Genomic DNA, 21557 nt, shown 5'->3' on the forward strand with positions numbered 1-21557 from the left:
GCTGTCGGCGGATAGGCTCCCGGGCGTCAGCGCAGGAGCGTTGCGATCAAGATGGGGGGTTACGTCATGAGATGCAGGTGGTTGTCCCACAACCCTGCCGGCAGGGTCAGCGGGGTCGCCACCGGCTGTTTCTGACGGCAATCGTAGAAGCGGCAGCGCCCCTGGCCCGAGGTCACGACAAAGCCGTCCGCCACCGCACCCACGCCGGCACAGTCCGGCAATGGCCCGTCCAGGCGCAACTCGCCGCTGTCCATGTCCCAGATAAAGAAGCGATTGCCACGTGGCGCCGTCAGCGCTACCAGGCGCAGCTCGCTGTGCACCGCGACGCTGGCGGTGTAGTGCCCCATCGCCTGCCACTGCGCATCATCCACCGGGAACGCCATGAACGGCTGCCCCGGGCGCTTGATCGCGAGTAATTCGGAACGCTCCTGGGACGGTCCCATGAACTGTTGCCCGGTGAGGATGGTGCCATCGCTGGCGATCCCCATATGGCGCACGCTGTTCATCTGCTGGCCCAGGGTTTCCTTGCTGATCAGGCCGCCGTCGCGGTGCATCAGTACCAGGCTCGGCTCCATGGCGTTGAGGTTCATCTCCACGCGGCTTTCGGCTTCGGTGCGGATGCCGCCGTTGGCCACCACCAGGGTTTCGCCATCGGGCATCCAGGACACCTGGTGCGGGCCGATGCCGTGGGTGGAGATCTCGCCGCTGTGCACCAGCCGCTCGCCTTCGAACTTGTACACACCCAACAGGCCACGGCCGGGGTCGGAGGTGTCGTTTTCGGTGGCATACAGCCAGTCGCCGCTCTTGTGGATCACCGCGTGACCATAGAAGTGACGATTGGCTTTCGAGGTGATGGTTTGCAGCAACGTGCCGTCACGCAGGTCGATCAGGTAGCTCTCGGTGCCCGGGCGGCGGGCGACAAACAACGCAATGGGCAGCGTCGGGTGGTTGATGATGTCGTGGCAGCGCTGGCCGACCTGGGTGGCGAACACCTGCTTGCCGTCCAGGCGATAACCGACGGCGTAGTGCCTGCCGTCGGCATCATCGCGCGCCGACAGCAGCAGCGGGTGCTTGTCCTTGTGTTTGAACGGCGTCCAGCCGCCCAAGGTGAGGGCGCTGAGCAGCACGCTGCCAACCGCCAAAGCCTGTCGCCTGAGCATCATCAGTCACCGTCGTTGGCGTTGAAGCCCAGTTGGATGCCCAGCGCCTTGGCCAGCTCGCCTTCGTGCAGGCGATGGACCACGTTGAGGCTGTCGTAGAGGTCGTTGAGTTGCTGGCGCCCGGCGTCGTCGTTCAACAGTTCGTTGAGGGTGCGCTGGTTGCTGGCAAACAGTTTGAGGGACGCGGCATAGGCGGCGTCGATCTTGTCGGCCAGAGCTTTCTGATCGGCCGGCAGCAGGCCGCGCAGGCCTTTGTTGTCGACGCCCACCCAGACGGTCTGGGCCGCCGCGAGGCTGGCTTCCAGGCTCTGCAGGGACGACTGGCTGCGCCATGCATCGGCCTGGAACGGTTGCGGGATGCCCTTGGTCTGGCGGCCCATCGGCGTGCCGAGTTTTTTCTTCAGGGTATCCAGGGCGGTGACTTGCACGCGCAGCAGATCCGCGATGGCTTCATGGGAATCGGCGTAGCGCTGGTTGGGGAACTTGGTCATCTGCGCAAGCATGCCGTCGGTGCTGTTCCAGCTGGCCAGGATTTCTTCGGCCAGGGCTTTCTGGCGTTCGCCGATGGCCATCAGCAGCGGGCAGTAACGGGCTTTCTGCGCCGGGTCGGCGACGTCGGGCTTGGCGTCGTAGAGGATATATTCATAGGCCGACAGGCCTTGCACCACCACGCTGGATTTGGCGAGGGCGGCCGCATCGATCTGCGGCTGGGCGCTGACCAGTTGCTCGACCTGGCGACCCACCAGGTTTTTCTTGTCCGGCCAGAACTGGATCTGCCAGGCGCGGTTGCCTTCGGCCAGCGGGCCGATCAGCAGCGGTTGCAACTCGGCCCAGGCTTTTTGCGCGTGGAGGAAGTCGGCGCGGGCGGTGTCCAGGCTCTCTTGATCCTGGCAATAGGCCAGGGCGCTGACGGCCAGTTGGCGGTCGGCTTCAACCCAACGGCTGTAAGTCGGCAGGATGACTTGCTTGGCGATGGCCGCCGAGGTCACCGCTTGCGGGTCCTGGGGCGAGCAGGCGCCGAGGGCAAGGGCGGCCAGGCTGGTGAACAACAACTTGGGACGGAACATGTCGAGCTCCCTTCTGTAATTGGGGCAAAGCTTATAGAGAATTCAGGAACGCCAGCAACGCGGCGCGCTGCTCGGCGTTGAATGACAACACATGCTGCTGCGCCGCTTGCGCCTCGCCGCCATGCCAGAGCACGGCTTCGAGCAGGTTGCGGGCGCGGCCGTCATGCAGAAACTGGGTGTGACCACTCACGGTTTGCGTCAGGCCGATGCCCCACAACGGCGGGGTACGCCAGTCGCGGCCACCGGCCTTGAATTCGGTACGGTTATCGGCGAGGCCTTCGCCCATGTCGTGCAGCAGCAAGTCGCTGTAGGGGCGGATCACCTGATTGGCCAGTTCGGGTTCGGAGGCAGAGGCCGCCGTGGTGAACGTCGGCTTGTGACAGCCCTGGCAGCCGGCCTGGTAAAACAGGTTCTTACCGGCCAGCACCTGCGGCGCATCGACGTCGCGGCGCAGCGGCACGGCGAGGTTACGCGTATAGAACAGCACCAGGCGCAGGATGTTGTCGCTGACTTCCGGCTCGCCCTCGGGGCCGTTGCCGTTGGGTGCCTGTTTGCAGGCCGCCTGGGCGTCGGTGCAGTCATCGAAGGGTCTCAGGGACGTGGTGAGGCCCATATCACCTGAAAATGCGTGAACATTTTGTTGATTGAGGTTGGGTTGCCCGGCTTTCCAGCCAAAGCGCCCTAAAACAGTCTTTTGCTCGGCGTCATCCCACACCTGATTCGCCCGACCGACGATGGCTTCACGGTCGGCGGTTTTCGGCTCGGTGTTGCGCAGGATGTCGGCGTCGCTGATGGCTTCGAGCAAACCCAGGCCAATCATCGGCGGCGCGATGCGCGCAGAAAAGCGCGTGTCGGGATGCATCGGACCATAGCCAAGCTGGGTGATCTGCAGCTCGGGCTTGCGCAGCTCGACCACCGTACCGTCCTTGAACCTGACATTGACCGGCGTGTAATCGACGCGCACCTTGCCCTCCGGCGCCACGCCCGGCACGGCCATGTCCTGCAGTTGGCCGCCGTAGACCGGCTCGGGCACCACGCCGATGTGCTCGATGAGTTTGGCGTAGGCAGGCGCATCCGGAATTGACAGGCGCACCAGCATCGAGACCGCATTGGGCGCATCGGCCAGCGGTGGGTGGCCCCGGCCGTCCTTGATATGACAGTTCTGGCAGGCGTTGGTATTGAACAGCGGGCCCAGGCCGTCGCGCGCAGTGGTGGTCGAGGGCGCGATCACCCAGGGGCTGCGAAAGAAACTGTTGCCGACGCTGAAGTCCAGGCGGCGGGTAGGCGCCAGGTTGGCCGAGGGCAGGGAGAACGCGTTCTGGTCGCGCTTGTTCACGGTCGCCGCGCCGCCGGCCCGCGCTTCACCCGGCTCAGCCTGGGTGAACCTGGGGGCGTCGTCGCAGGCAGTCAGGCCCAGGGCCATCAATGCTGCGCACAGGCGTAGTAGCGAACGGAACATCGAGTTTCCTGAACGAAGGCGAAAAATTCGGTGGCAAAGTCTAACAGGGCAGGGCAGTTTGAATAAGAGCAATTATCGTTTGGTGGCGGCCCGATGCATTCCGCTAGAATGACCGTACATTTTTTTCTGGAGGTGGCCAATGCAGGCTCTCGACGCTTTGCTCAACCGTGTTTCCGTGCCGCGCTTGCTGGAACCGGCACCGACCCAGGAGCAGCGCGATGTGCTGTTCGCCGCCGCCATGCGTGCGCCCGACCACGGCCAGTTGCGCCCGTGGCGTTTCCTCACCGTGGAAGGCCCGGCCCGTGAGCGCATGGGCACGTTGCTGGCCGAAGCGGCGCGTTTGCAGGATGCCGACGCCCCGCAAGCCGCCATCGACAAGGCCCAGAACGGCCCATTGCGAGCGCCGCTGGTGGTGGTGGTGATTGCGCGCCTGCAGGAGCATTTCAAAGTGCCGAAGTCCGAACAATTGCTGGCAGCCGCCTGTGCGGCTCACGGCATTCTGCTGGCGGCGTATGCCCAGGGGATTGGCGCGGTGTGGCGCACCGGTGAGTTGTCCTATTCGGCCCATGTGGCCAAAGGGCTGGGGCTGAGCGCAGATGAAGAAGTGATCGGCTTCCTGTACCTGGGCACGCCGCAAAACCCGCCGCGCACCGCGCCGAAGGAGGATGTTGCGGCGTTCGTCCAGGCCTGGACCGGTCTTTAAGCGGCGCACGGTCAACATGTGGGAGGGGGCTTGCCCCCGATGCGGTGTGTCAGCCACCCATTTATTGACTGATACACCGCTATCGGGGGCAAGCCCCCTCCCACATTGGACCTGCCCTGTTTCTTATACCCTGAACTGATCCATCAACTTCATCTGCTGGCTGGCCAGGGCGTTGAGCTGGCTGCTGATGGCCGCCGACTCGGTGGCCTGGCCGGTGAGGGTTTCGGTCACGGTGCGGATCGCCGAGACGTTGCGATTGACCTCTTCGGCCACCGCGCTCTGCTCTTCGGCGGCACTGGCGATCTGCAGGTTCATGTCGCTGATCACGGTCACGGCGTCACTGATCTTGCCCAGTGCCTGCACGGCTTGATGGATCTGCCCGGCATTGCTCTGGGCCTGATGCTGGCTGGAATGCATGGTCGCCACCACGCCGCGGGTGCCGGTCTGAATGCGTTCGATCACCAGGCGAATCTGTTCCACCGAATCCTGGGTACGTTTGGCCAGGTTGCGCACCTCGTCGGCCACGACTGCAAAGCCTCGCCCGCTTTCCCCGGCGCGTGCGGCTTCAATCGCGGCGTTCAAGGCCAGCAGATTGGTCTGCTCGGCAATGCTGCGGATCACTTCCAGCACGGAGCCGATCTGCTCGCTGTTCACCGCCAGGGCTTCCACTTCCGCCACGGCCTTGCTGACTTCTTCGGCGAGGGTGGTGATGTCGTGGGTGCTTTGCTCAATGATCGACGTGCCTTCACGGGCTGCCTGGTCCGCCTCGCGTGCCGCGTTGGCGGCGCTGGATGCGCTGTTGGCCACCTCATGGGCGGTGGCGCTCATTTCATTGGACGCGGTGGCCACCTGGTCGATTTCGCGGAACTGCACCTGCATGCCTTCACTGGTCTGACGGGCGATCGCCGAAGACTGATCGGCCGTGACCCGCGCTTCGGTGATGCTTTGCTTGATCTGGGCGATGGTCGGTTGCAGCTTGTCGAGGAAGCGGTTGAACCAACTGACCAGTTCGCCCAGTTCATCTTTCTTCGTGTAGGTCAGGCGCTGTGTCAGGTCGCCGTCACCACTGGCGATGTCCTTGAGCATGGCCGCCACCCCATTGATGGGCCGGGTCACGCCGGTGGCGGTCAGCCAGATCAGCAGCAAACCGAACAGCGCGGCGGCGGCTCCGACGAGCAGGGCCTTGAGGGTGCCGCTGGCCTGGGCCTTGTCGAGAAAGTCCTGCAGCTTGATCGAGTCGGCAAGCAGCACCTTTTTGGGCAGGTCGATGACCACACCCCACGTTGCGGCCTCGGCAATCGGCTTGACCGGGTAGACCGCCCGGATCACATCATCCTGTTGAAGAATCTCACGGCGGCCACTGGCCAACAGTTGCATGACTTCCTTACCCTCGACGCTCAACACATCGCCGATGTTCTTGCCGATCTTGTCCGGCTGGCCGCTGTAGGCTGCCAGCAAGCCGCTGCTGGCGACCATTTGCAGGTGCCCCGCGCCGTCGAACAGCTCGTGCTGGGCGGCGTCGGCCGAGGCTTGCAGGGCGTTGAGCGCAATGTCGATACCGACAATGCCGAGCACCTTGCCGTCTATCAGCAAGGGCAGGGAAATGCTGGTCATCAACATGGGTTTGCCCGCCACGTTGTCTTCATACGGGTCCAGCAGGCAAGTGCCGCGTCTTTCCCGCTGGCAGATGTCGCCGGCTGTACCGCTGAGGGTGGTAGAGGTCTTGACCAGGTCCGCTTCCGCCATCACCGAGTTCGCGCCTGCACCGCCGGTGCGGGTCCAGTAAATGGAGAAGCGTCCGGCGTCGTTGGACCCGCGGGCGGTGTCGTTGATGAAGTCGCTGTCCTTGCCGTCCAGGGCGTTGGGGTCGAAGGATAGCCACACGCCCAGGACCTTGGTATTGCGTTCGAAGGTGGTCCTGGTGCTCTGGTTGAGCGCTTCGCGCAAGGTCGCTGCGTCGATCAAGTGCCGGGTGCCCATGGTGTGCAGGTCCTTGACCTGGTCGGCTAGGGCGGTGATGGCCATCAGGCTTTCGCTGAAGGTTTTTTGCACGTACGCGGCCTGTTCGGCGGCCTTGGTCTGCAGCAGGTCCTGCACGCTGGCAGTGAGCGTCCGCGAGCTCGACGCGCTGATCAGTTTGTGGTTCTGGTTGGTTTCGTAGAGGTTGATACCGACTATCAGCGCAATTACGCCCAATAGGCAAAGACCGGACAACAACACGATTTTCAATCGGATGGAGACTGCGTTGAACATGGCGTTTACTCGCGTTTTTACTTATTAGAATGCAAGCGGACAAGCAGAGGCGATTACTCACTCGTATGGCCAAGTCCATTTGACGCTACCTGCACTATCGGCACAGGTGGGGTATTCATGAGATAAATCGAAGAGCGGTGGCGTTTACGGGGGGGTGGAGGCCAAGCGTTCGGGGCGCGACCAGATCCAAAGATTGCCCAGGCTCATCCCGGCAATCGCCAGGTAAATCGGCCAGCCATGGTCGAGAATCACCAGCATCAGGACGGCGCACAGCAGCATGCTCACGGTGGCGCTGACTTTGGCCCGGCGCGCGATGATCTTGCCATTGCGCCAGTTGAACAGGATCGGCCCGAACAGGCGGTGGTTTTCCAGCCAGGCGCTCAGGCGCGGTGAGCTTTTGGTCGCGGCCCAGGCGGCCAGCAGGATGAATTCGGTGGTGGGCAAACCCGGTATGACAATCGCCACCAGCCCGATTCCCAGGCTGACGTAGGCCAGCAGGCCGTAGAGGATCTGCGCGATCCTGGAGGTGGATTGGGTTTTGCCGGTCATAGGTACGATGATCACAAAATCAATATGAAATGCGTTCCAACTGTGGGAGGGGGCTTGCCCCCTCCCACAGTTGATTGCATTTCAATCAGTAGGTCAGGCCAGTTCAGGCGCCGTAGCGTACGCCTGTTCCAGCAATACGGTGAAGCGTACAAACGCATCGATGGCGCCTTTTTCTACCGCGGCTTCTTCTTCGGCGCTGAACTGCAGGCCGTCGAGGATGCGCGTGAAGCGTTTCCAGCCCTCGGCGCGACCGCCTGCCGGTTCGCCCAGGTGGCGGGCGCCGAAGGTCTCGCTCAGGCCCAGGCCCACGGCCCGTTTGATCAGGAAGGCGGCGCCCAGTTTGGAGCCCTCGGAGACGAACAGCCAGCCCAGGGCCTGGGCCTTGTCCGGGTTGTTCACGGCACCGGCAACCGGTGCCGGTACGTCGGTGTCGAGGTCGCCCAGATCAAGCCTGGCCGCTTCGGCGCGGCAGCGCTCGGCCAGGTCCGGGATGATCCGGTTCAGTTCGGCATCGTTGTACAGCGCGACCAGCTCCGATTGGAACAGGTACTGCGCCACCACGAAGCGGGCGAAGTTGGCCTGGGTCTCAAACGGGGCGTGCGCCTTGACCAGTGCGTCGAGCTTGGTGTGCGGCTCATGGGTGATCTGGTTCAGGCGCTGGGAGCGCAGGGCTGGACGTTCTGCGGTAGGAGATGCGGTCATGAAAAAATCCTTGAGGGGGGTAGCGCCTTGTGGCTCTAAAGAGAGCGGTTATCAACTAGACGAACAGGGAGACGCGGCACAGTAAAAAATCCTCACCCCGCCGCACGATCATTGCGGCGAGGTGCGGCAGGTTTCCTCAGATGTCCCAGATCAGGTTGATCGCAAAGTTGCGTCCCGGCTGGGTCAGCCGATCAAGGTTGGCCGGGCCGGTCACTGCGGCTTCGCCGACGCTGTCGTAGCTGCGCACGTCATCCCAGTTCCAGTACTTCTTGTCGGTGAGGTTGTAGATGCCGCCGTTGACGGTCACGTCGTTGGTGACCTTGTAGTAGGCGGTCAGATCAAGAATGCCGAAGCCCGGCGTCTTGAACGGGCCGCTGGTGTCACCGTCGGGGGCGTGGAAGGTGCTGCTGTCGACGCGATCCTGTTTCTTGACCAGGGTCCAGCTCACCAGGCCGCCGTAGTTGTCCTGGTCGTAGCCCAGGCCGAAGACGCCCTTGAGCGGGTTGACGCTGTTGAGCGGCTCGCCGTTGTCGTTGTTGCGGCCATGGGCGTAGGAGATTGCGCCTTGGGTGTACAGGCCTTGCGGCGCGCCGAATGCATCCAGGTTCAGGCGGCCCTTGGCTTCGGCGCCCTTGACGGTGGCGCGTTTGATATTCACGGCCTTGAACTGTTCGACGGTACCGCCGACCACTGCGTTGTCTTCGTCGATGAAGTCGCGGTACTTGTTGTAGAACACGGCGATCTCGAACGAGCCTTCGTCGAACTTGCCGCGCAGCCCGGTTTCGATGCCCTTGCTGGTTTCCGGCTTGAGGTCGGGGTTGGGCTGCACGGTGTAGCCCAGGTTGAGGTTTTCGAAGCGGCCATACAGCGCTTTGGCGGACGGGGTGCGGAAACCCTCGGCGTACTGGCCGAACCAGGTGTACTGATCGGTCAGGGCATAGGTCAGGCCGAACTTGGGCGTGACGCGGTGCCAGGTTTTGTCCTTGCCGTCGACCGTGTCCGCTCCGGTGGGGTTCACGGTGCTGAGGAATTCTTCGGTCAGCTTGGGCTTGAGCCGGGTGTAGTCGTAGCGCACGGCGGGCAGGAAGGTCCACTTGTCCCAAGTGATCTGGTCCTGGGCGAACAGCGAATAGGTGTTGATGGTCGGGTCGGGGAAGTCGCTGGATTTCTTCACGCTGTCGCTGGCCATCGGGCTGGGCGCGCCGATGGCGGTGCAGCCGCTGCCGACCGCCAGGCAGGTGGCGCCGCCTTCACGGGAGCCGGTGACTTTCTGCTGCTTGAGGGTGGTGCCGTAGGTCACCTGGTGATCGGTGTCGCCGAGGCTGAAGGCCTTGTCCAGTTGCGCATCGAAGACCCACTGTTTTTCTTCGTACAGCGTGTCGCGGGTGCGCAAGACACGGCGGCCGGACTGATAGATTTCGGCGGTCGTCTGGTCGGTCTTGGCGATCTGGTAATTGAGGCTGGTCTTGATGCGGTCGGCGATCGGCGACTCGAGGGCGAAGCTGTTTTCCAGGCCGAAGCGTTCGCGGGTAATGGTGTCGTTGCCGCGACGGTCACGGTACAGGTTGAAACCACGGCCACCGATGAACGGGCCGCCTACCGCATTCTTGAGGTTGACGTCGCGATCATCCTTGTACTTCTCGTAGGTCAGGCCCAGGCGGTTGTCGTCGCCATAATTCCAGCCCAGTTTGGCCAGCACGTTGGTGGTGCGCGCGTCTTCCGGGTTGGCGCCGGTGCGGGCGAGGCCGGTGGCGTTGTTGCCATCATAGGATTCGGTTTCGTGGCCGTTACGCTGGCTCAGGTGCAGCAAGCCGTCGACATCCTGCACGCGGCCGGCGACGGTGGCGGAGGTCAGCCAGCTTTCGTCGGCGGAGCTGTAGCCGGTTTTCAGGCGCGCGCCGACGTCCTGACCGGGCTTGATGATGTCATCCGCATCGAGGGTGAAATAACTCACCGCGCCACCGATGGCGCTGCTGCCGTACAGGGCCGACGCCGGGCCGCGCAGGATCTCCACGCGCTTGACGATTTCCGGGTCGACGTAGTTGCGCCGGGTCTTGGCGTAGGGACCGTTGAAGAAGCTGTCCGGCACTTCCACGCCATCGACCTGGGTCAGAATGCGGTCGCCGTCGATACCGCGAATGTTATAGCCCGCGTTGCCCGAGCGGGTGCCGGCGCCGCCCACGGACACGCCCGGTTCGTAGCGCACCAGCTCCCGGCTGTTGTTGACGTTCTGGCGGTCCAGTTCCTGGCGATCGTGCACGCTGACCATGCTCGGTACGCTGTCGACAGCCTGCTCGGTTCGGGTAGCGCTGATGGTCACTTGCTGCAGGTTGAGGACGCTGCCGGCGGCACGTTTCTCCAGGACGATGTTGTTGTTGCCCAGTTTGCGGTAGCTCAGGTTGGTCCCCACCAACAGCCGCTCCAGCGCCTTTTCCGGCGACAACGCACCGCGTACGCCCGGGGACGACACACCCTGGGCCAACTCGGCCGGCAGGCCGACTTGCCAGCCGGTCACGCCGGTAAACGCGTTCAGCGCCGCCACCAGCGGCTGCTGTTCGATGCTGAAGTGGTAGTTGCCGTGGCTGCGCGGCGCAGGTTCGGCGGCAGTGGCGGCCATTGCCGGCACGCCGGCCAGCAGGATGGCGGCGGTCAGCAAGGACAGAACGGGAGAACAAGACCGGCGGTTGAAACGAGAGGACATCGAGAGCGCTCCGGAAATACGAATCTTATAGTTGCGAACAGAAACCAAATAGGAATCAGTTGCATTGGCTATAACGAGACGTATCGCCGGTTAACATCGAGTAAAAATATTTCTCATTCAGTTCAAAATCACCAGCGCCGGGTATTCCGACAGCTTGGCCGAGGTGATGTGGGCCAGGGAACGCACCACGTCCAACGGTTGATCGAGGCGATAGTTACCGGTGACCGCGACGCTGGCGAGCTTGTCGTTGGTGTTGACGATCCAGCCCGGGTAATAGCGGCGCAACTCCGCCAGCACTTCGCTCATCGGGCAGTTTTCGAACACCAGTCGGCCCTGGACCCAGGCCAGGTCCTTGCCGGCGTCCAGCTTGGCCGGCTGACTAAAGCCCTTGGGCCCCACGCGAATGCTTTGGCCGGCACTCAGGCGCACCCGGGCGTCGTCGAAGGTATTGCTCAGGTCGACATCACCGCGTTGCACTTGCACCTGGGCTTCGCCGTCCAGATAGCGCACGGCAAAGGCGGTGTCGCGCACGCTGGCGCGCACCGGGCCGGCGTCGATTTCCAGCGGCAGGCCACGGGCGGGGGCGATGTCGAAGAACGCTTCGCCCTGGTAGAGGCGGGCGATGCGCTGGTGATCCTGGATACGGCTGGAAAACGCCGAATTGGTGTTCAGCAGTACGTTGGAGCCGTCATCCAGTTGCAGACGCTGGCGCTCACCGACCACGGTGAGGTGGTCGGCCTGCAGGCGTACCGGCAGGTTGCTGAAGCTGAACAGACCGAGCAGCAGCACGGCAGCGGTGGCCAGGGGTTTCCAATGCGGTTTGACCCGGCGCCAGGCGCTCGGTCTGCGCGGCGCGGCCAACGCCACGGCGGCGCTGTGCACCGGCGCGCCACCCCAGGCGGACTGGGCCTTGCTGAACGCATGGGCATGCGCCGCGTCCTGCGCCAGCCAAGCCTGGAAAGCGGCTTGCTGGCCGGGTTGCGGGCACTGCAAGGCGATCAGCCAATCGAGCGCTTGGTCCATGGCTGTGTCTTGCAGCACCTCATGAGCCAGCTCATGGGGGCGCAGTTTATTCGGGTCCGTCACGGTGTTCCTCGGGTCTTCGCCACGTTTTATTCATTATTTCCTACAGCTTGGATCGATACCTCTGTCGGATGGAGCTTAAGGCTGATCCAACCGTTCGGCCACACCTACACAGATGGCCATGATCAATTTCAGTTCCTTTTGCACGGTGCTCAAGGACACCTGCAACTGATCGGCAATCTCCTGGTAGCTGCAACCATGCAGGCGGCTGAGGATGAAAATGCGTTGCTGGCGCGCGCTCAGTCGGCCCAGGCTGACGCTCAGGTGCTCAAGCAATTGCTCGGCCTGGGTGGCGTCTTCGGGCGTGCTGATGGGGGCGGCGACGCTTTGCAGGATATCCAGCGGGACATCTTCCTGCAGGGTGCGGGCCTGGATCCTGCGCGAACGCAGATGGTCCAGCGCCAGGTTGCGCGCGGTCTGGTAGACGAAGGGTTCAAGGTGGTCGATCGGCCGTTCACTCAAGGCCCGAGTCACACGCAGGTAGGTTTCCTGCAACAGGTCCTCGGCGGTGCTGTGGTTATTCACCATGCGCTGCAGCGTGCGCAGCAGGATCACCCGTTGGGCGAGAAAGACGTGGTTGAAGCGAGATTGGCTCACAGTGATACCAGACTGACATGCAGTGAATGATAATGCTTATCATCAACTGAAATGGCAAGTGGCGATTTCTGCTGCCCCGCGCAAAGCAAATGTGGGAGGGGGCTTGCCCCCGATGGCGGCGTATCAGCCAGCTTACCTGTAGCTGACCCACCGCTATCGGGAGCAAGCCCCCTCCCACACAAGCGAGATCCCAGAGGGATTATTCGGCGTTACACAGCGCCAGGCAGTTATCCAGCATCCGGTTGGAGAAGCCCCACTCGTTGTCATACCAGGCCAGTACCTTGAGCAGCTTGCCGCTGACCTTGGTGTGGTTGGCATCGAAGATCGACGACAGCGGGTTATGGTTGAAGTCACTGGAAACCAGCGGCAGTGTGTTGTAGCCGAGGATCTTCGAGTGCTGGCTGGCCTGTTTCAACAGCGCGTTGACTTCGTCGGCCGTGGCTTCTTTTTTCAGCTGTACGGTGAGGTCCACCAGCGATACGTTGATCACCGGCACGCGCACGGCCATGCCGGTCAGCTTGCCCGCCAGTTCCGGCAATACCAGGCCGACGGCTTCGGCGGCGCCGGTCTTGCTCGGGATCATGTTCTGGGTGGCCGAACGCGCGCGGTACGGATCGGTGTGGTAGACGTCGGTCAGGTTCTGGTCGTTGGTGTAGGCGTGAATGGTGGTCATCAAGCCGCTTTCGATGCCCAACTCGCGGTGCAGCACCTGGGCGACCGGTGCCAGGCAGTTGGTGGTGCACGAAGCGTTGGAGATGATCTGGTGCGATTGACGCAGAATGTCATGGTTTACGCCATAGACCACGGTCGCGTCCGCGCCCTTGGCCGGTGCGGAGATGATCACCTTGCGCGCGCCGGCGCTGATATGGGCGGCAGCCTTGTCACGGTCGGTGAACAGGCCGGTGCATTCGAACACCACGTCGATCTTGTGCGCGGCCCATGGCAGGTCGGCCGGGTTGCGAATGGCACTCACGGCAATCCGGTCACCGTTGACGGTCAGGCCTTCCTGATCGTGGGTGACCTCTGCGTCGAATGTGCCATGTACGGTGTCGTATTTGAGCAGGTGGGCGTTGATCGAACTGTCGCCCAGGTCGTTGATGGCGACGATCTGCAAATCCTGGCTATAGCCTTGGGTATACAGTGCGCGCAGGACATTACGGCCGATACGGCCAAAACCATTGATTGCGATACGTAGAGTCATTGGAAAAGTGCCTGTCGTCGATTTGTTGTAAGAATTACAAGATTATTCGCATAAAAATAGAAAACAAGCCTTTTTAGTGGCAATATTTTGTTCAATCTACAACGAGTGACCTGAATCAACTGGTCCGATGATCCAAACGACCCCCTGCCATCCCATGAGCCGTGGGCGTTTGATCAGCATAGACTCTCAGGTCGCCACATCCGTTAGCCTGGAGTTCTATACATGCATCCCCGCGTTCTTGAGGTCACCGAACGGCTTATCGCCCGCAGCCGCGCCACCCGCCAGGCCTACCTTGCGCTCATTCGCGGCGCCGCCAGCGACGGTCCGATGCGCGGCAAGCTGCAATGCGCCAACTTTGCCCATGGCGTGGCCGGTTGCGGCACCGAGGACAAAAACAGCCTGCGCATGATGAATGCCGCCAACGTGGCAATTGTTTCTTCATATAACGACATGCTCTCGGCGCATCAGCCGTACGAACATTTCCCTGAACAGATCAAAAAGGCCCTGCGCGAAGTCGGCTCGGTCGGCCAGTTCGCCGGCGGCACCCCGGCCATGTGCGACGGCGTGACCCAGGGCGAGCCAGGCATGGAGCTGAGCCTGCTCAGCCGTGAAGTCATCGCCATGTCCACGGCGGTAGCGCTGTCCCATAACATGTTCGACGCCGCGCTGATGCTGGGCATCTGCGACAAGATCGTCCCCGGCCTGATGATGGGCGCGCTGCGCTACGGTCACCTGCCAATGATCTTCGTGCCCGGCGGGCCGATGCCGTCGGGTATCTCCAACAAGCAGAAGGCCGATGTGCGCCAGCGCTACGCCGAAGGCAAGGCCAGCCGCGAAGAGCTGCTGGAGTCGGAGATGAAGTCCTACCACAGCCCCGGCACCTGCACCTTCTACGGCACCGCCAACACCAACCAACTGTTGATGGAAGTCATGGGCCTGCACCTGCCGGGCGCCTCGTTCGTCAACCCGTACACGCCGCTGCGTGATGCATTGACCCGCGAGGCTGCGCACCAGGTCACGCGCCTGACCAAGGCCAACGGCAACTTCACACCGATCGGCGAGATCGTCGACGAAAAATCCATCGTCAACTCCATCGTCGCCCTCAACGCCACGGGCGGGTCCACCAACCACACCCTGCACATGCCGGCCATCGCCATGTCGGCGGGCATCATCCTCACCTGGCAGGACATGGCCGACCTCTCCGAGGTGGTGCCGACCCTGTCTCACGTGTATCCGAACGGCAAGGCCGACATCAACCACTTCCAGGCGGCGGGCGGCATGTCGTTCCTGATCCGTGAGCTGCTCGAAGCCGGCCTGCTCCACGAAGACGTCAACACCGTGGCGGGCAAGGGCTTGAGCCGTTACACCCAGGAGCCGTTCCTGGTCGACGGCGAACTGATCTGGCGCGATGGCCCCATCGAAAGTCTCGACGAAACCATCCTGCGTCCCGTGGCCCGTGCGTTTTCGCCCGAAGGCGGCCTGCGTGTGATGGAAGGCAACCTGGGCCGTGGCGTGATGAAAGTGTCTGCGGTCGCACCGGAGCATCAGGTGGTTGAAGCCCCGGCGGTGGTGTTCCAGGATCAACAGGACCTGGCCGATGCCTTCAAGGCGGGCCAACTGGAAAAAGACTTCGTTGCGGTGATGCGCTTCCAGGGGCCGCGCTCCAACGGCATGCCCGAATTGCACAAGATGACCCCGTTCCTCGGCGTGTTGCAGGACCGTGGTTTCAAAGTGGCGTTGGTAACAGACGGGCGTATGTCCGGCGCCTCGGGTAAGATTCCCGCCGCGATCCACGTCAACCCCGAAGCCCAGAGCGGCGGGCCGCTGGCGCGGGTCCAGGATGGCGATATCATTCGCGTCGATGGCGTCACCGGCACCCTGGAGCTTAAGGTGGACGCCGACGTATTTGCAGCGCGTACGCCTGCCACTGGCCTGTTGGGCAATAACGTGGGCGCCGGTCGCGAGTTGTTTGCATTCATGCGCTTGGCCGCAAGCTCCGCAGAGCAGGGCGCCAGCGCCTTTACCTCTGCCTTGGAGACGCTTAAGTGAAGTTAGCGCTGGTCGGTGATATCGGCGGTACCAACGCCCGTTTTGCGTTGTGGCGGGATCAGGCATTGCATTCGATTCGTGTGCATGCCACGGCGGACTACGCCAGCCCTGAAGACGCGATCAGGTTCTATCTGGCGGAAGAAGGCTTGAATATCGGCGATATCGGCGCAGTTTGCCTGTCGGTGGCCGGGCCGGTGAGCGGCGATGAATTCAAGTTCACCAACAATCACTGGCGCCTGAGCAAGACCGCGTTTTGCCAGGCGTTGCAGGTGGATGAATTGCTGCTGGTCAATGACTTCTCGGCCATGGCCCTGGGCATGACCCGCCTGCAGCCCGACGAATTCCGCGTGGTGTGCGAAGGCACCCCGGAGCCGTTGCGCCCGGCGGTGGTGATCGGCCCGGGCACCGGCCTGGGCGTCGGCACCCTGCTGGACCTTGGCGCAGGGCGCTTTGCGGCATTGCCGGGGGAGGGCGGCCATGTCGACCTGCCCCTGAGCAGTGCGCGCGAAACCCAGTTGTGGCAGCACATCCACAGCGAAATCGGCCATGTCAGCGCCGAAACCGCCTTGAGCGGCGGCGGTTTGCCGCGCCTGTACCGGGCGATCTGTGCGGTGGACGGCCACACACCGGTGCTGGACACGCCCGAAGCCATCACGGCGGCGGGCCTGGCCGGCGATCCGGTGGCGATGGAAGTCCTGGACCAGTTCAGCATCTGGCTGGGCCGGGTGGCGGGCAACAACGTGCTGACCACCGGCGGGCGTGGTGGCGTGTACATCGTGGGCGGGGTGATACCGAGGTTTGCCGACTTCTTTATCAACAGCGGTTTTGCCAGGAGCTTCGCCGATAAAGGCTGCATGAGCGACTACTTCAAGGGCATTCCGGTATGGTTGGTGACGGCACCGTATTCCGGGTTGACCGGGGCGGGTGTGGCGCTTGAGCAGGCATTTGCTTAGGCTCTGAGGGCCCCATCGGGGGCAAGCCCCTCCCACATTTGAAGGTATTCACAAATCGATAGGTGGGAGGGGGCTTGCCCCCGATGAGGCCCTCAAGAACACCCCATAACAAGGAGGACCCCGTGAGCGTAATCAGTAAATCCATTCTCCTCGTCGACGACGACCAGGAAATCCGCGAATTGCTGCAGACCTACCTCAGTCGCGCCGGCTTCCAGGTCCGTGGCGTGGCCGATGGCGCGGGGTTTCGCCAGGCGATGAGCGAGGCGCCGTGCGACCTGGTGATCCTCGATGTGATGTTGCCGGATGAAGACGGTTTCAGCCTCTGCCGCTGGGTTCGCCAGCACCCGCGCCAGGCGCAGGTGCCGATCATCATGCTCACCGCCAGTTCCGACGAAGCCGACCGCGTGATCGGCCTGGAGCTGGGCGCCGATGACTATATCGGCAAGCCGTTCAGTCCCCGCGAGTTGCAGGCGCGGATCAAGGCGCTGCTGCGTCGCTGCCAGTTCGGCCAGGAACGCAGCAGCGGTGGCGAAGTGCTGGTGTTCGACGAATGGCGCCTGGATACGGTCAGCCACCGCCTGTTTCACGTGGACGGCGAAGAGGTGATCCTCTCCGGTGCCGACTTTGCCTTGCTCAAGCTGTTTCTCGACCACCCGCAACAGATCCTCGACCGCGACACCATCGGCAACGCCACCCGTGGCCGCGACCTGATGCCGTTGGACCGTATCGTCGACATGGCCGTCAGCCGCCTGCGCCAACGCCTGCGCGATACCGAGAAACCTCCGCGGCTGATCCGCACCGTGCGCGGCAGCGGCTATCAACTGGCAGCCAGCGTGGTTGCCGGCAATGCCCACTGAACACCTGAGCGAACGCCGCCGCCGTTTTCCCGTGCCACGCTCGTTGCTGGGGCGCATGTTGCTGCTGACCTTGCTCGCCGTGTTGTTCGCCCAGGCGCTGTCCAGCGTGATCTGGCTCTCGCAGCTGCGCGCCACGCAGTTGGAAGGCCTGGTCACCAGCGCCCGTAGCCTGGCGCATTCGATGACCGCCAGCGTGAGTTACTTCCGTTCATTGCCGGTGGCCTATCGCCCGCTGGTGCTCGACCAGTTGCGCAGCATGGGCGGCACGCGTTTTGTGGTGACCCTCAATGATCGTCCGCTGGACATGCAGGTATTGCCCGAAACCCCGCGCAAGCAGGCGGTGCTGGTGGCTGTGGACGACGTGTTGCGCCAGACCCTCGGCGCCGATGTGCACATCTCGGTGGAGTTCGTCAGCGCCGAAGACCTGCGCATCTTCAATGCCGGCCTCAAGCTCGACGAACTGCCGCGCTCCTGGGCCCACTACGCGCTGACCCTGGAGCCGGTCAACCCGCCGGTGCTGGTCACCCAGATTCAGCTGGCGCAGGGTGAATGGCTGTACATCGCCTCGCTGTTGCCCGAACCCTACACAAGCCTTGAAGAGCAGGGCCTGCCCGCCCAGCAGGTGTGGTTTATCGTGTTGACCAGCGGCTTCCTGCTGCTGTTTATCGGCCTGCTGGTGCATTGGCAAAGCCGACCGCTCAAGCGCCTGGCACGGGCGGCGCGGGACATGTCCCTGGGCGCGGATGTGGAGCCGGTGGCCGAAGGCGGCGGCAGTGAAGTGGTGGAAGTGGGGCGTGCGTTCAATGCCATGCGTGAGCGCATCAGCCGCTACCTGACCGAGCGCAGCCAGTTGTTCAGCGCCATCTCCCACGACCTGCGCACACCCATCACGCGCCTGCGCCTGCGCGTGGAACTGCTCGACGATGAGAATCTGCAAACCAAGTTCGGGCGTGACCTGGATGAGCTGGAATTGCTGGTCAAGGGCGCGCTGCAGTGCGTGAAAGACACCGATATCCACGAGAACATCCAGCCGGTGGACCTCAACCACGTCCTCGAATGCCTGGTGGAGCCCTACCTTGCGCCCAACGGCAACGGGCGAGTGACCCAGCATGGGCAGGCCCTGGCCACCTACCCGGGCAAGCCGCTGGCGCTCAAGCGCTGTATCGGCAACCTGATCGACAATGCGCTGAAATACGGACAAAACGCCCATTTGCACATCGAGGACGATGGCGCCGAGTTCATCCTGCACGTGGACGACGAAGGCCCCGGCGTGCCGGAACAGCGCCTGGAGCAAGTGTTCGAGCCCCACTTTCGCCTGGCCGGGCAGCAGCAGGGCTATGGGCTGGGGTTGGGCATTGCGCGCAACATTGCCCACAGCCATGGGGGCGAAGTGAGTTTGCAGAACCTGCGCGAAGGCGGCCTGCGCGTCACCCTGAAGCTACCCCGCGGATTGGACTGACTGAACTCGGACCAATGTGGGAGGGGGCTTGCCCCCGATTGCGGTGGGTCAGTTGCAAATGAGCTGACTGATACACCGCTATCGGGGGCAAGCCCCCTCCCACATTAGGTCCGCGCGCGGTCAGATGCTTTGGCGCAAGCGGGCCAAGTCGCGCAAGGGCGGCGCACCAAACAACCGGCTGTACTCCCGGCTGAACTGCGACGGGCTTTCATACCCCACCCGATACCCCGCTGCCGAGGCCTCCAGCCCTTCGGCAATCATCAGTCGCCGAGCTTCCTGCAGGCGCAGCTGTTTCTGGTATTGCAGCGGGCTCATGGCGGTGATCGCCTTGAAACGGTGGTGCAGGGTCGAGACGCTCAGGTTCACTTCCCGGGCCAGGTCATCGATGCGCAGCGGCTGTTCGTAGTTGCCGTTCAACCACTTGATCGCCTGGCTCACCCGGTGGCTCTGGCTGTTGGCGACAGCAATTTCATACAGGCGGTAGCCCTGGGGCCCACGTAACAAACGGTAGAGAATTTCGCGGCTGATCAGCGGCGCAAGCATCGCGATATCTTTGGGCGTGTCCAGCAGGCGGGTCAGGCGCAGCACGGCGTCGAGCAGTTGATTGTCGATGCGGTCGACGTACATGCCACGGGACGTAGGACGCGACGGCACACCCATCGGCCCGGCTTCGGCAATCAATGCGGTGAGCTGGGCCGGGTCGATATTGATGCGCACCGACAGGTTGGGGGCTTCCGGCGTGGCCTCGATAATCCGCCCGGCCACCGGCATGGCCACCGAGAACACCAGATAGTTGAGCGGGTCATAGGCGAAGATTTCGTCGGCCAGGCGCACTTCCTTGCTGCCACTGGCGAGGATGCACAATGCCGGCTCCACCAGCACCGGCATGAAGTCGCGCGGCGTGTTGTGGCGGTTCAGGTACAGCGAGGTGATCGCCGTGCCGTAGGAACCGTCTTCCCAGGTATGGCGGTGCACGATGCTGGCCAGTTCGGCACGCTGCTTTTCCATCTCGGCATCGAGAGGCGTGGGCTTAAGGTCGGGCGACGACATGAGGCGTCCTCTACACGCGGGTTTGATGGGGCTCAGCTTAGCGGTGGAGTTGCAAACAGTGTTACGTCGATTCTGCACAATCCTTGCCTGATCCTGCGGCCTTCCGTGAATCAGGCAAGCAAAGCGCCTGTCATGTCCCTGAAACAAGCCGCTCGGGCGTGGAATAAAACGGCTGCGCAAACGTCCTGCCTACGCTTCTCGCAGGATTGTGCAATAAGCCTGCAGGAATTGACTAACCGCGCCCCACCCTGCGCCGCTATCTTTGATCCTGTGGCAACACGCCCTCACAGTGCTTGCCGAGCATCACTTCTCAACGGGAGAGTCGAACATGTCCACCCCCATTCCCGCGAGCCATATGGCCTTTATCCGTGCCCGTAACGGGTGCAGCACCGAACTGGGTGCACGCTTGAGCAGTTTGATCGAACCGGGCCGACAGGCTCAGGGTTGCCTGCAATTTTCGTTGCAGCATTCCCAGGTCGACCCCGATGTGTGGTTGGTCACAGGTTTATGGAGCAGCGAGCAGGCGATGAGCGCCTACTTCAATTCCCCGGCCCTGATGATCTTCACCGAGTTGTTGAACGACATGGTCGTGCGCAGCATGGACTTCCAGACCTTCACCGACGCATCCGCCGTCAACGCCTACGGCGAGTACCTGCAACTGGCGGGTTAGGGGTTAGAATGGCCGACTTTTCATTGGCCAGGACCTGCAACATGGCACGTAAACAGTTTGCCCACCACGAAGCCGTTTCCGCCGTCGTACCGGGAGAGAGTGGCTACAGCGCCGCCGTTGCCGTCAAGGCACTCGATGGCATGGGCGCTCCGAGGTTTCACAAGATCCTGGACGGTCAGACCTTCAAGACCGCGTCCGATGCCGATGATGCGGCGGCGGTGGAGCTTGAGCGCCTGGTCGATGTGGATGCGGAAGGCCAACTGGTTTGGGCGCCTGCCGCTGACTAAATGTGGGAGGGGGCTTGCCCCCGATAGCGGTTTGTCAGCCAGCAAATTTGCAACTGATACCTAGTCATCGGGGGCAAGCCCCCTCCCACAGTTTGACTGCATTTCAGTCAGGGTTTTGTGGCGCCTGGTCGGTACATTTTGAACAGCGCTTCAGGGCCTAACTGGAAATAATCCGCCGGGCCGCCACCGCGCAGAATCGGCTCGGCGGCTGCCGTGTCGTAGATCCCATCCTTGAGCAGCCATTTGGCGATATGCACCGCGACCACTTCGCCCAGCACCAGCCAGCTGGGGGCCAATTGCTGGTCGGCGCGTTGCAGCTGGATAATCTGCGTCACCTTGCATTCGAACGACACCGGGCTCTCGCCCACTCGCGGTACGCCGACGACTTTCGACGCCACCGGCGTCAGGCCGGCCAGTTCGAATTCATTCACGTCCGGCGCAACAGCCGCGCAACTCTGGTTCATCCGCTCGGCCAGCGGGCGGGTCGCCAGGTTCCACACAAACTCGCCGGTCTGCTCGATATTGTTCAGGCTGTCTTTGCGCCCGACGCTGGAAAACCCGATGATCGGCGGGACGTAGTTGAACGCGTTGAAGAAACTGTAAGGCGCCAGGTTCAGGCGACCTTCGCGGTCGTGTGACGAGATCCAGCCGATCGGACGTGGGCCGACGATGGCATTGAACGGATCATGGGGCAGGCCGTGGCCGTTGGCGGGTTCGTAGAAGTGGATATCGTCGGACATGGGCCGGTCCTGCTCTC

General features: G+C 62.8%; 19 protein-coding genes and 1 pseudogene. 7 read left to right on the top strand and 13 right to left on the bottom strand.

The genetic code is table 11. The annotated features are described in order from the left end of the window. Window positions 1–59: 59 nt before the first annotated feature. From BFP89_RS22035 to BFP89_RS22045, 3 genes are read right to left on the bottom strand one after another with little or no spacing between them, the layout of a single operon-like run. Window positions 60–1160 carry a DUF1513 domain-containing protein gene (locus BFP89_RS22035; protein ID WP_065887767.1) on the bottom strand — a complete coding sequence of 367 codons (1101 nt, stop codon included), beginning with the start codon at window positions 1158–1160 and terminating at the stop codon, window positions 60–62. A gap of 2 nt (window positions 1161–1162) precedes the next feature. Then, the gene (locus BFP89_RS22040) at window positions 1163–2227 is read right to left on the bottom strand and encodes an imelysin family protein (RefSeq protein ID WP_065887554.1); all 1065 of its coding nucleotides are present in this window, start codon (window positions 2225–2227) and stop codon (window positions 1163–1165) included. 31 nt (window positions 2228–2258) lie between these two features. Beyond that, on the bottom strand, window positions 2259–3686 hold the full coding sequence (locus BFP89_RS22045; protein ID WP_065887555.1) for a di-heme oxidoreductase family protein: 1428 nt from the start codon (window positions 3684–3686) through the stop codon (window positions 2259–2261). A gap of 139 nt (window positions 3687–3825) precedes the next feature. Between BFP89_RS22045 and BFP89_RS22050 the strand changes: the two genes are divergently transcribed. Continuing rightward, entirely contained in the window at window positions 3826–4389 is a 564-nt protein-coding gene (locus BFP89_RS22050; protein WP_065887556.1) for an NAD(P)H nitroreductase, read from the top strand. A gap of 123 nt (window positions 4390–4512) precedes the next feature. Here the strand turns inward: BFP89_RS22050 and BFP89_RS29795 are convergent, their stop codons facing one another. From BFP89_RS29795 to gap, 8 genes and pseudogenes are all read right to left on the bottom strand, one after another. Next, complete coding sequence (locus BFP89_RS29795; protein WP_370671231.1) at window positions 4513–5268, bottom strand: methyl-accepting chemotaxis protein; 756 nt, start codon at window positions 5266–5268, stop codon at window positions 4513–4515. 102 nt (window positions 5269–5370) lie between these two features. Next, window positions 5371–6642 (bottom strand): annotated as a pseudogene (locus tag BFP89_RS29800) (HAMP domain-containing protein); the annotation flags it as partial. 144 nt (window positions 6643–6786) lie between these two features. Next, complete coding sequence (locus BFP89_RS22060) at window positions 6787–7191, bottom strand: YbaN family protein (RefSeq protein WP_065887558.1); 405 nt, start codon at window positions 7189–7191, stop codon at window positions 6787–6789. Between the two features lie 93 nt (window positions 7192–7284). After that, a complete protein-coding gene (locus tag BFP89_RS22065) occupies window positions 7285–7893 on the bottom strand; it encodes a biliverdin-producing heme oxygenase (RefSeq protein WP_065887559.1) in 609 nt (202 codons plus the stop codon). A gap of 136 nt (window positions 7894–8029) precedes the next feature. After that, window positions 8030–10594 (bottom strand): TonB-dependent receptor, encoded by a 2565-nt coding sequence (locus BFP89_RS22070; RefSeq protein WP_065887560.1) that lies wholly within the window; start codon window positions 10592–10594, stop codon window positions 8030–8032. A 117-nt stretch (window positions 10595–10711) separates the two neighbouring features. After that, complete coding sequence (locus BFP89_RS22075; protein ID WP_065887561.1) at window positions 10712–11680, bottom strand: FecR family protein; 969 nt, start codon at window positions 11678–11680, stop codon at window positions 10712–10714. 75 nt (window positions 11681–11755) lie between these two features. After that, on the bottom strand, window positions 11756–12274 hold the full coding sequence (locus BFP89_RS22080) for an RNA polymerase sigma factor (protein WP_065887562.1): 519 nt from the start codon (window positions 12272–12274) through the stop codon (window positions 11756–11758). Window positions 12275–12473: 199 nt separating this feature from the next. Next, window positions 12474–13475 (bottom strand): type I glyceraldehyde-3-phosphate dehydrogenase, encoded by a 1002-nt coding sequence (gap, locus tag BFP89_RS22085; protein WP_065887563.1) that lies wholly within the window; start codon window positions 13473–13475, stop codon window positions 12474–12476. A 222-nt stretch (window positions 13476–13697) separates the two neighbouring features. Between gap and edd the strand changes: the two genes are divergently transcribed. The 4 genes from edd (at window position 13698) to BFP89_RS22105 (ending at window position 18793) form a co-directional block, all read left to right on the top strand. Continuing rightward, window positions 13698–15524: a phosphogluconate dehydratase gene (gene edd, locus BFP89_RS22090; protein ID WP_065887564.1), complete on the top strand. Its 1827-nt coding sequence runs from the start codon at window positions 13698–13700 to the stop codon at window positions 15522–15524. Next, the gene (locus BFP89_RS22095) at window positions 15521–16477 is read left to right on the top strand and encodes a glucokinase (RefSeq protein WP_065887565.1); all 957 of its coding nucleotides are present in this window, start codon (window positions 15521–15523) and stop codon (window positions 16475–16477) included. Before edd ends, BFP89_RS22095 begins: the two co-directional genes overlap by 4 nt. 83 nt (window positions 16478–16560) lie before the next feature. Then, window positions 16561–17334, top strand: coding sequence for a response regulator (locus BFP89_RS22100; protein WP_370671229.1), 774 nt, complete (start codon window positions 16561–16563; stop codon window positions 17332–17334). Between the two features lie 31 nt (window positions 17335–17365). Beyond that, window positions 17366–18793 (top strand): ATP-binding protein, encoded by a 1428-nt coding sequence (locus BFP89_RS22105; protein ID WP_205929255.1) that lies wholly within the window; start codon window positions 17366–17368, stop codon window positions 18791–18793. 120 nt (window positions 18794–18913) lie between these two features. On the opposite strand, the gene BFP89_RS22110 is transcribed toward BFP89_RS22105, so the two are convergent. Then, window positions 18914–19843: an AraC family transcriptional regulator gene (locus tag BFP89_RS22110; RefSeq protein ID WP_065887568.1), complete on the bottom strand. Its 930-nt coding sequence runs from the start codon at window positions 19841–19843 to the stop codon at window positions 18914–18916. 328 nt (window positions 19844–20171) lie between these two features. Here BFP89_RS22110 and BFP89_RS22115 point away from each other — a divergent pair, with 328 nt between their 5' ends. Then, window positions 20172–20513 (top strand): putative quinol monooxygenase, encoded by a 342-nt coding sequence (locus BFP89_RS22115; protein ID WP_065887569.1) that lies wholly within the window; start codon window positions 20172–20174, stop codon window positions 20511–20513. A 41-nt stretch (window positions 20514–20554) separates the two neighbouring features. Next, window positions 20555–20800, top strand: coding sequence for a hypothetical protein (locus tag BFP89_RS22120; RefSeq protein WP_065887570.1), 246 nt, complete (start codon window positions 20555–20557; stop codon window positions 20798–20800). Between the two features lie 107 nt (window positions 20801–20907). Here BFP89_RS22120 and BFP89_RS22125 read toward each other — a convergent pair whose 3' ends face one another. Next, the gene (locus BFP89_RS22125) at window positions 20908–21540 is read right to left on the bottom strand and encodes a flavin reductase family protein (RefSeq protein WP_065887571.1); all 633 of its coding nucleotides are present in this window, start codon (window positions 21538–21540) and stop codon (window positions 20908–20910) included. Between the last annotated feature and the right edge of the window lie 17 nt (window positions 21541–21557).

It is taken from the genome of Pseudomonas sp. 31 R 17 (genome assembly GCF_900004915.1).
Classification (GTDB): Bacteria; Pseudomonadota; Gammaproteobacteria; order Pseudomonadales; family Pseudomonadaceae; genus Aquipseudomonas; species Aquipseudomonas orientalis_A.

Excerpts from the sequence above, each read along its gene's own strand:
- BFP89_RS22035 (WP_065887767.1), bottom strand. The coding sequence starts at position 1,160 with ATGCTCAGGCGACAGGCTTTGGCGGTTGGCAGCGTGCTGCTCAGCGCC.
- BFP89_RS22040 (WP_065887554.1), bottom strand. The coding sequence starts at position 2,227 with ATGTTCCGTCCCAAGTTGTTGTTCACCAGCCTGGCCGCCCTTGCCCTC.
- BFP89_RS22045 (WP_065887555.1), bottom strand. The coding sequence starts at position 3,686 with ATGTTCCGTTCGCTACTACGCCTGTGCGCAGCATTGATGGCCCTGGGC.
- BFP89_RS22050 (WP_065887556.1), top strand. The coding sequence starts at position 3,826 with ATGCAGGCTCTCGACGCTTTGCTCAACCGTGTTTCCGTGCCGCGCTTG.
- BFP89_RS29795 (WP_370671231.1), bottom strand. The coding sequence starts at position 5,268 with ATGCAGGTGCAGTTCCGCGAAATCGACCAGGTGGCCACCGCGTCCAAT.
- BFP89_RS22060 (WP_065887558.1), bottom strand. The coding sequence starts at position 7,191 with ATGACCGGCAAAACCCAATCCACCTCCAGGATCGCGCAGATCCTCTAC.
- BFP89_RS22065 (WP_065887559.1), bottom strand. The coding sequence starts at position 7,893 with ATGACCGCATCTCCTACCGCAGAACGTCCAGCCCTGCGCTCCCAGCGC.
- BFP89_RS22070 (WP_065887560.1), bottom strand. The coding sequence starts at position 10,594 with ATGTCCTCTCGTTTCAACCGCCGGTCTTGTTCTCCCGTTCTGTCCTTG.
- gap (WP_065887563.1), bottom strand. The coding sequence starts at position 13,475 with ATGACTCTACGTATCGCAATCAATGGTTTTGGCCGTATCGGCCGTAAT.
- edd (WP_065887564.1), top strand. The coding sequence starts at position 13,698 with ATGCATCCCCGCGTTCTTGAGGTCACCGAACGGCTTATCGCCCGCAGC.
- BFP89_RS22100 (WP_370671229.1), top strand. The coding sequence starts at position 16,561 with ATGAGGCCCTCAAGAACACCCCATAACAAGGAGGACCCCGTGAGCGTA.
- BFP89_RS22110 (WP_065887568.1), bottom strand. The coding sequence starts at position 19,843 with ATGTCGTCGCCCGACCTTAAGCCCACGCCTCTCGATGCCGAGATGGAA.
- BFP89_RS22115 (WP_065887569.1), top strand. The coding sequence starts at position 20,172 with ATGTCCACCCCCATTCCCGCGAGCCATATGGCCTTTATCCGTGCCCGT.
- BFP89_RS22120 (WP_065887570.1), top strand. The coding sequence starts at position 20,555 with ATGGCACGTAAACAGTTTGCCCACCACGAAGCCGTTTCCGCCGTCGTA.
- BFP89_RS22125 (WP_065887571.1), bottom strand. The coding sequence starts at position 21,540 with ATGTCCGACGATATCCACTTCTACGAACCCGCCAACGGCCACGGCCTG.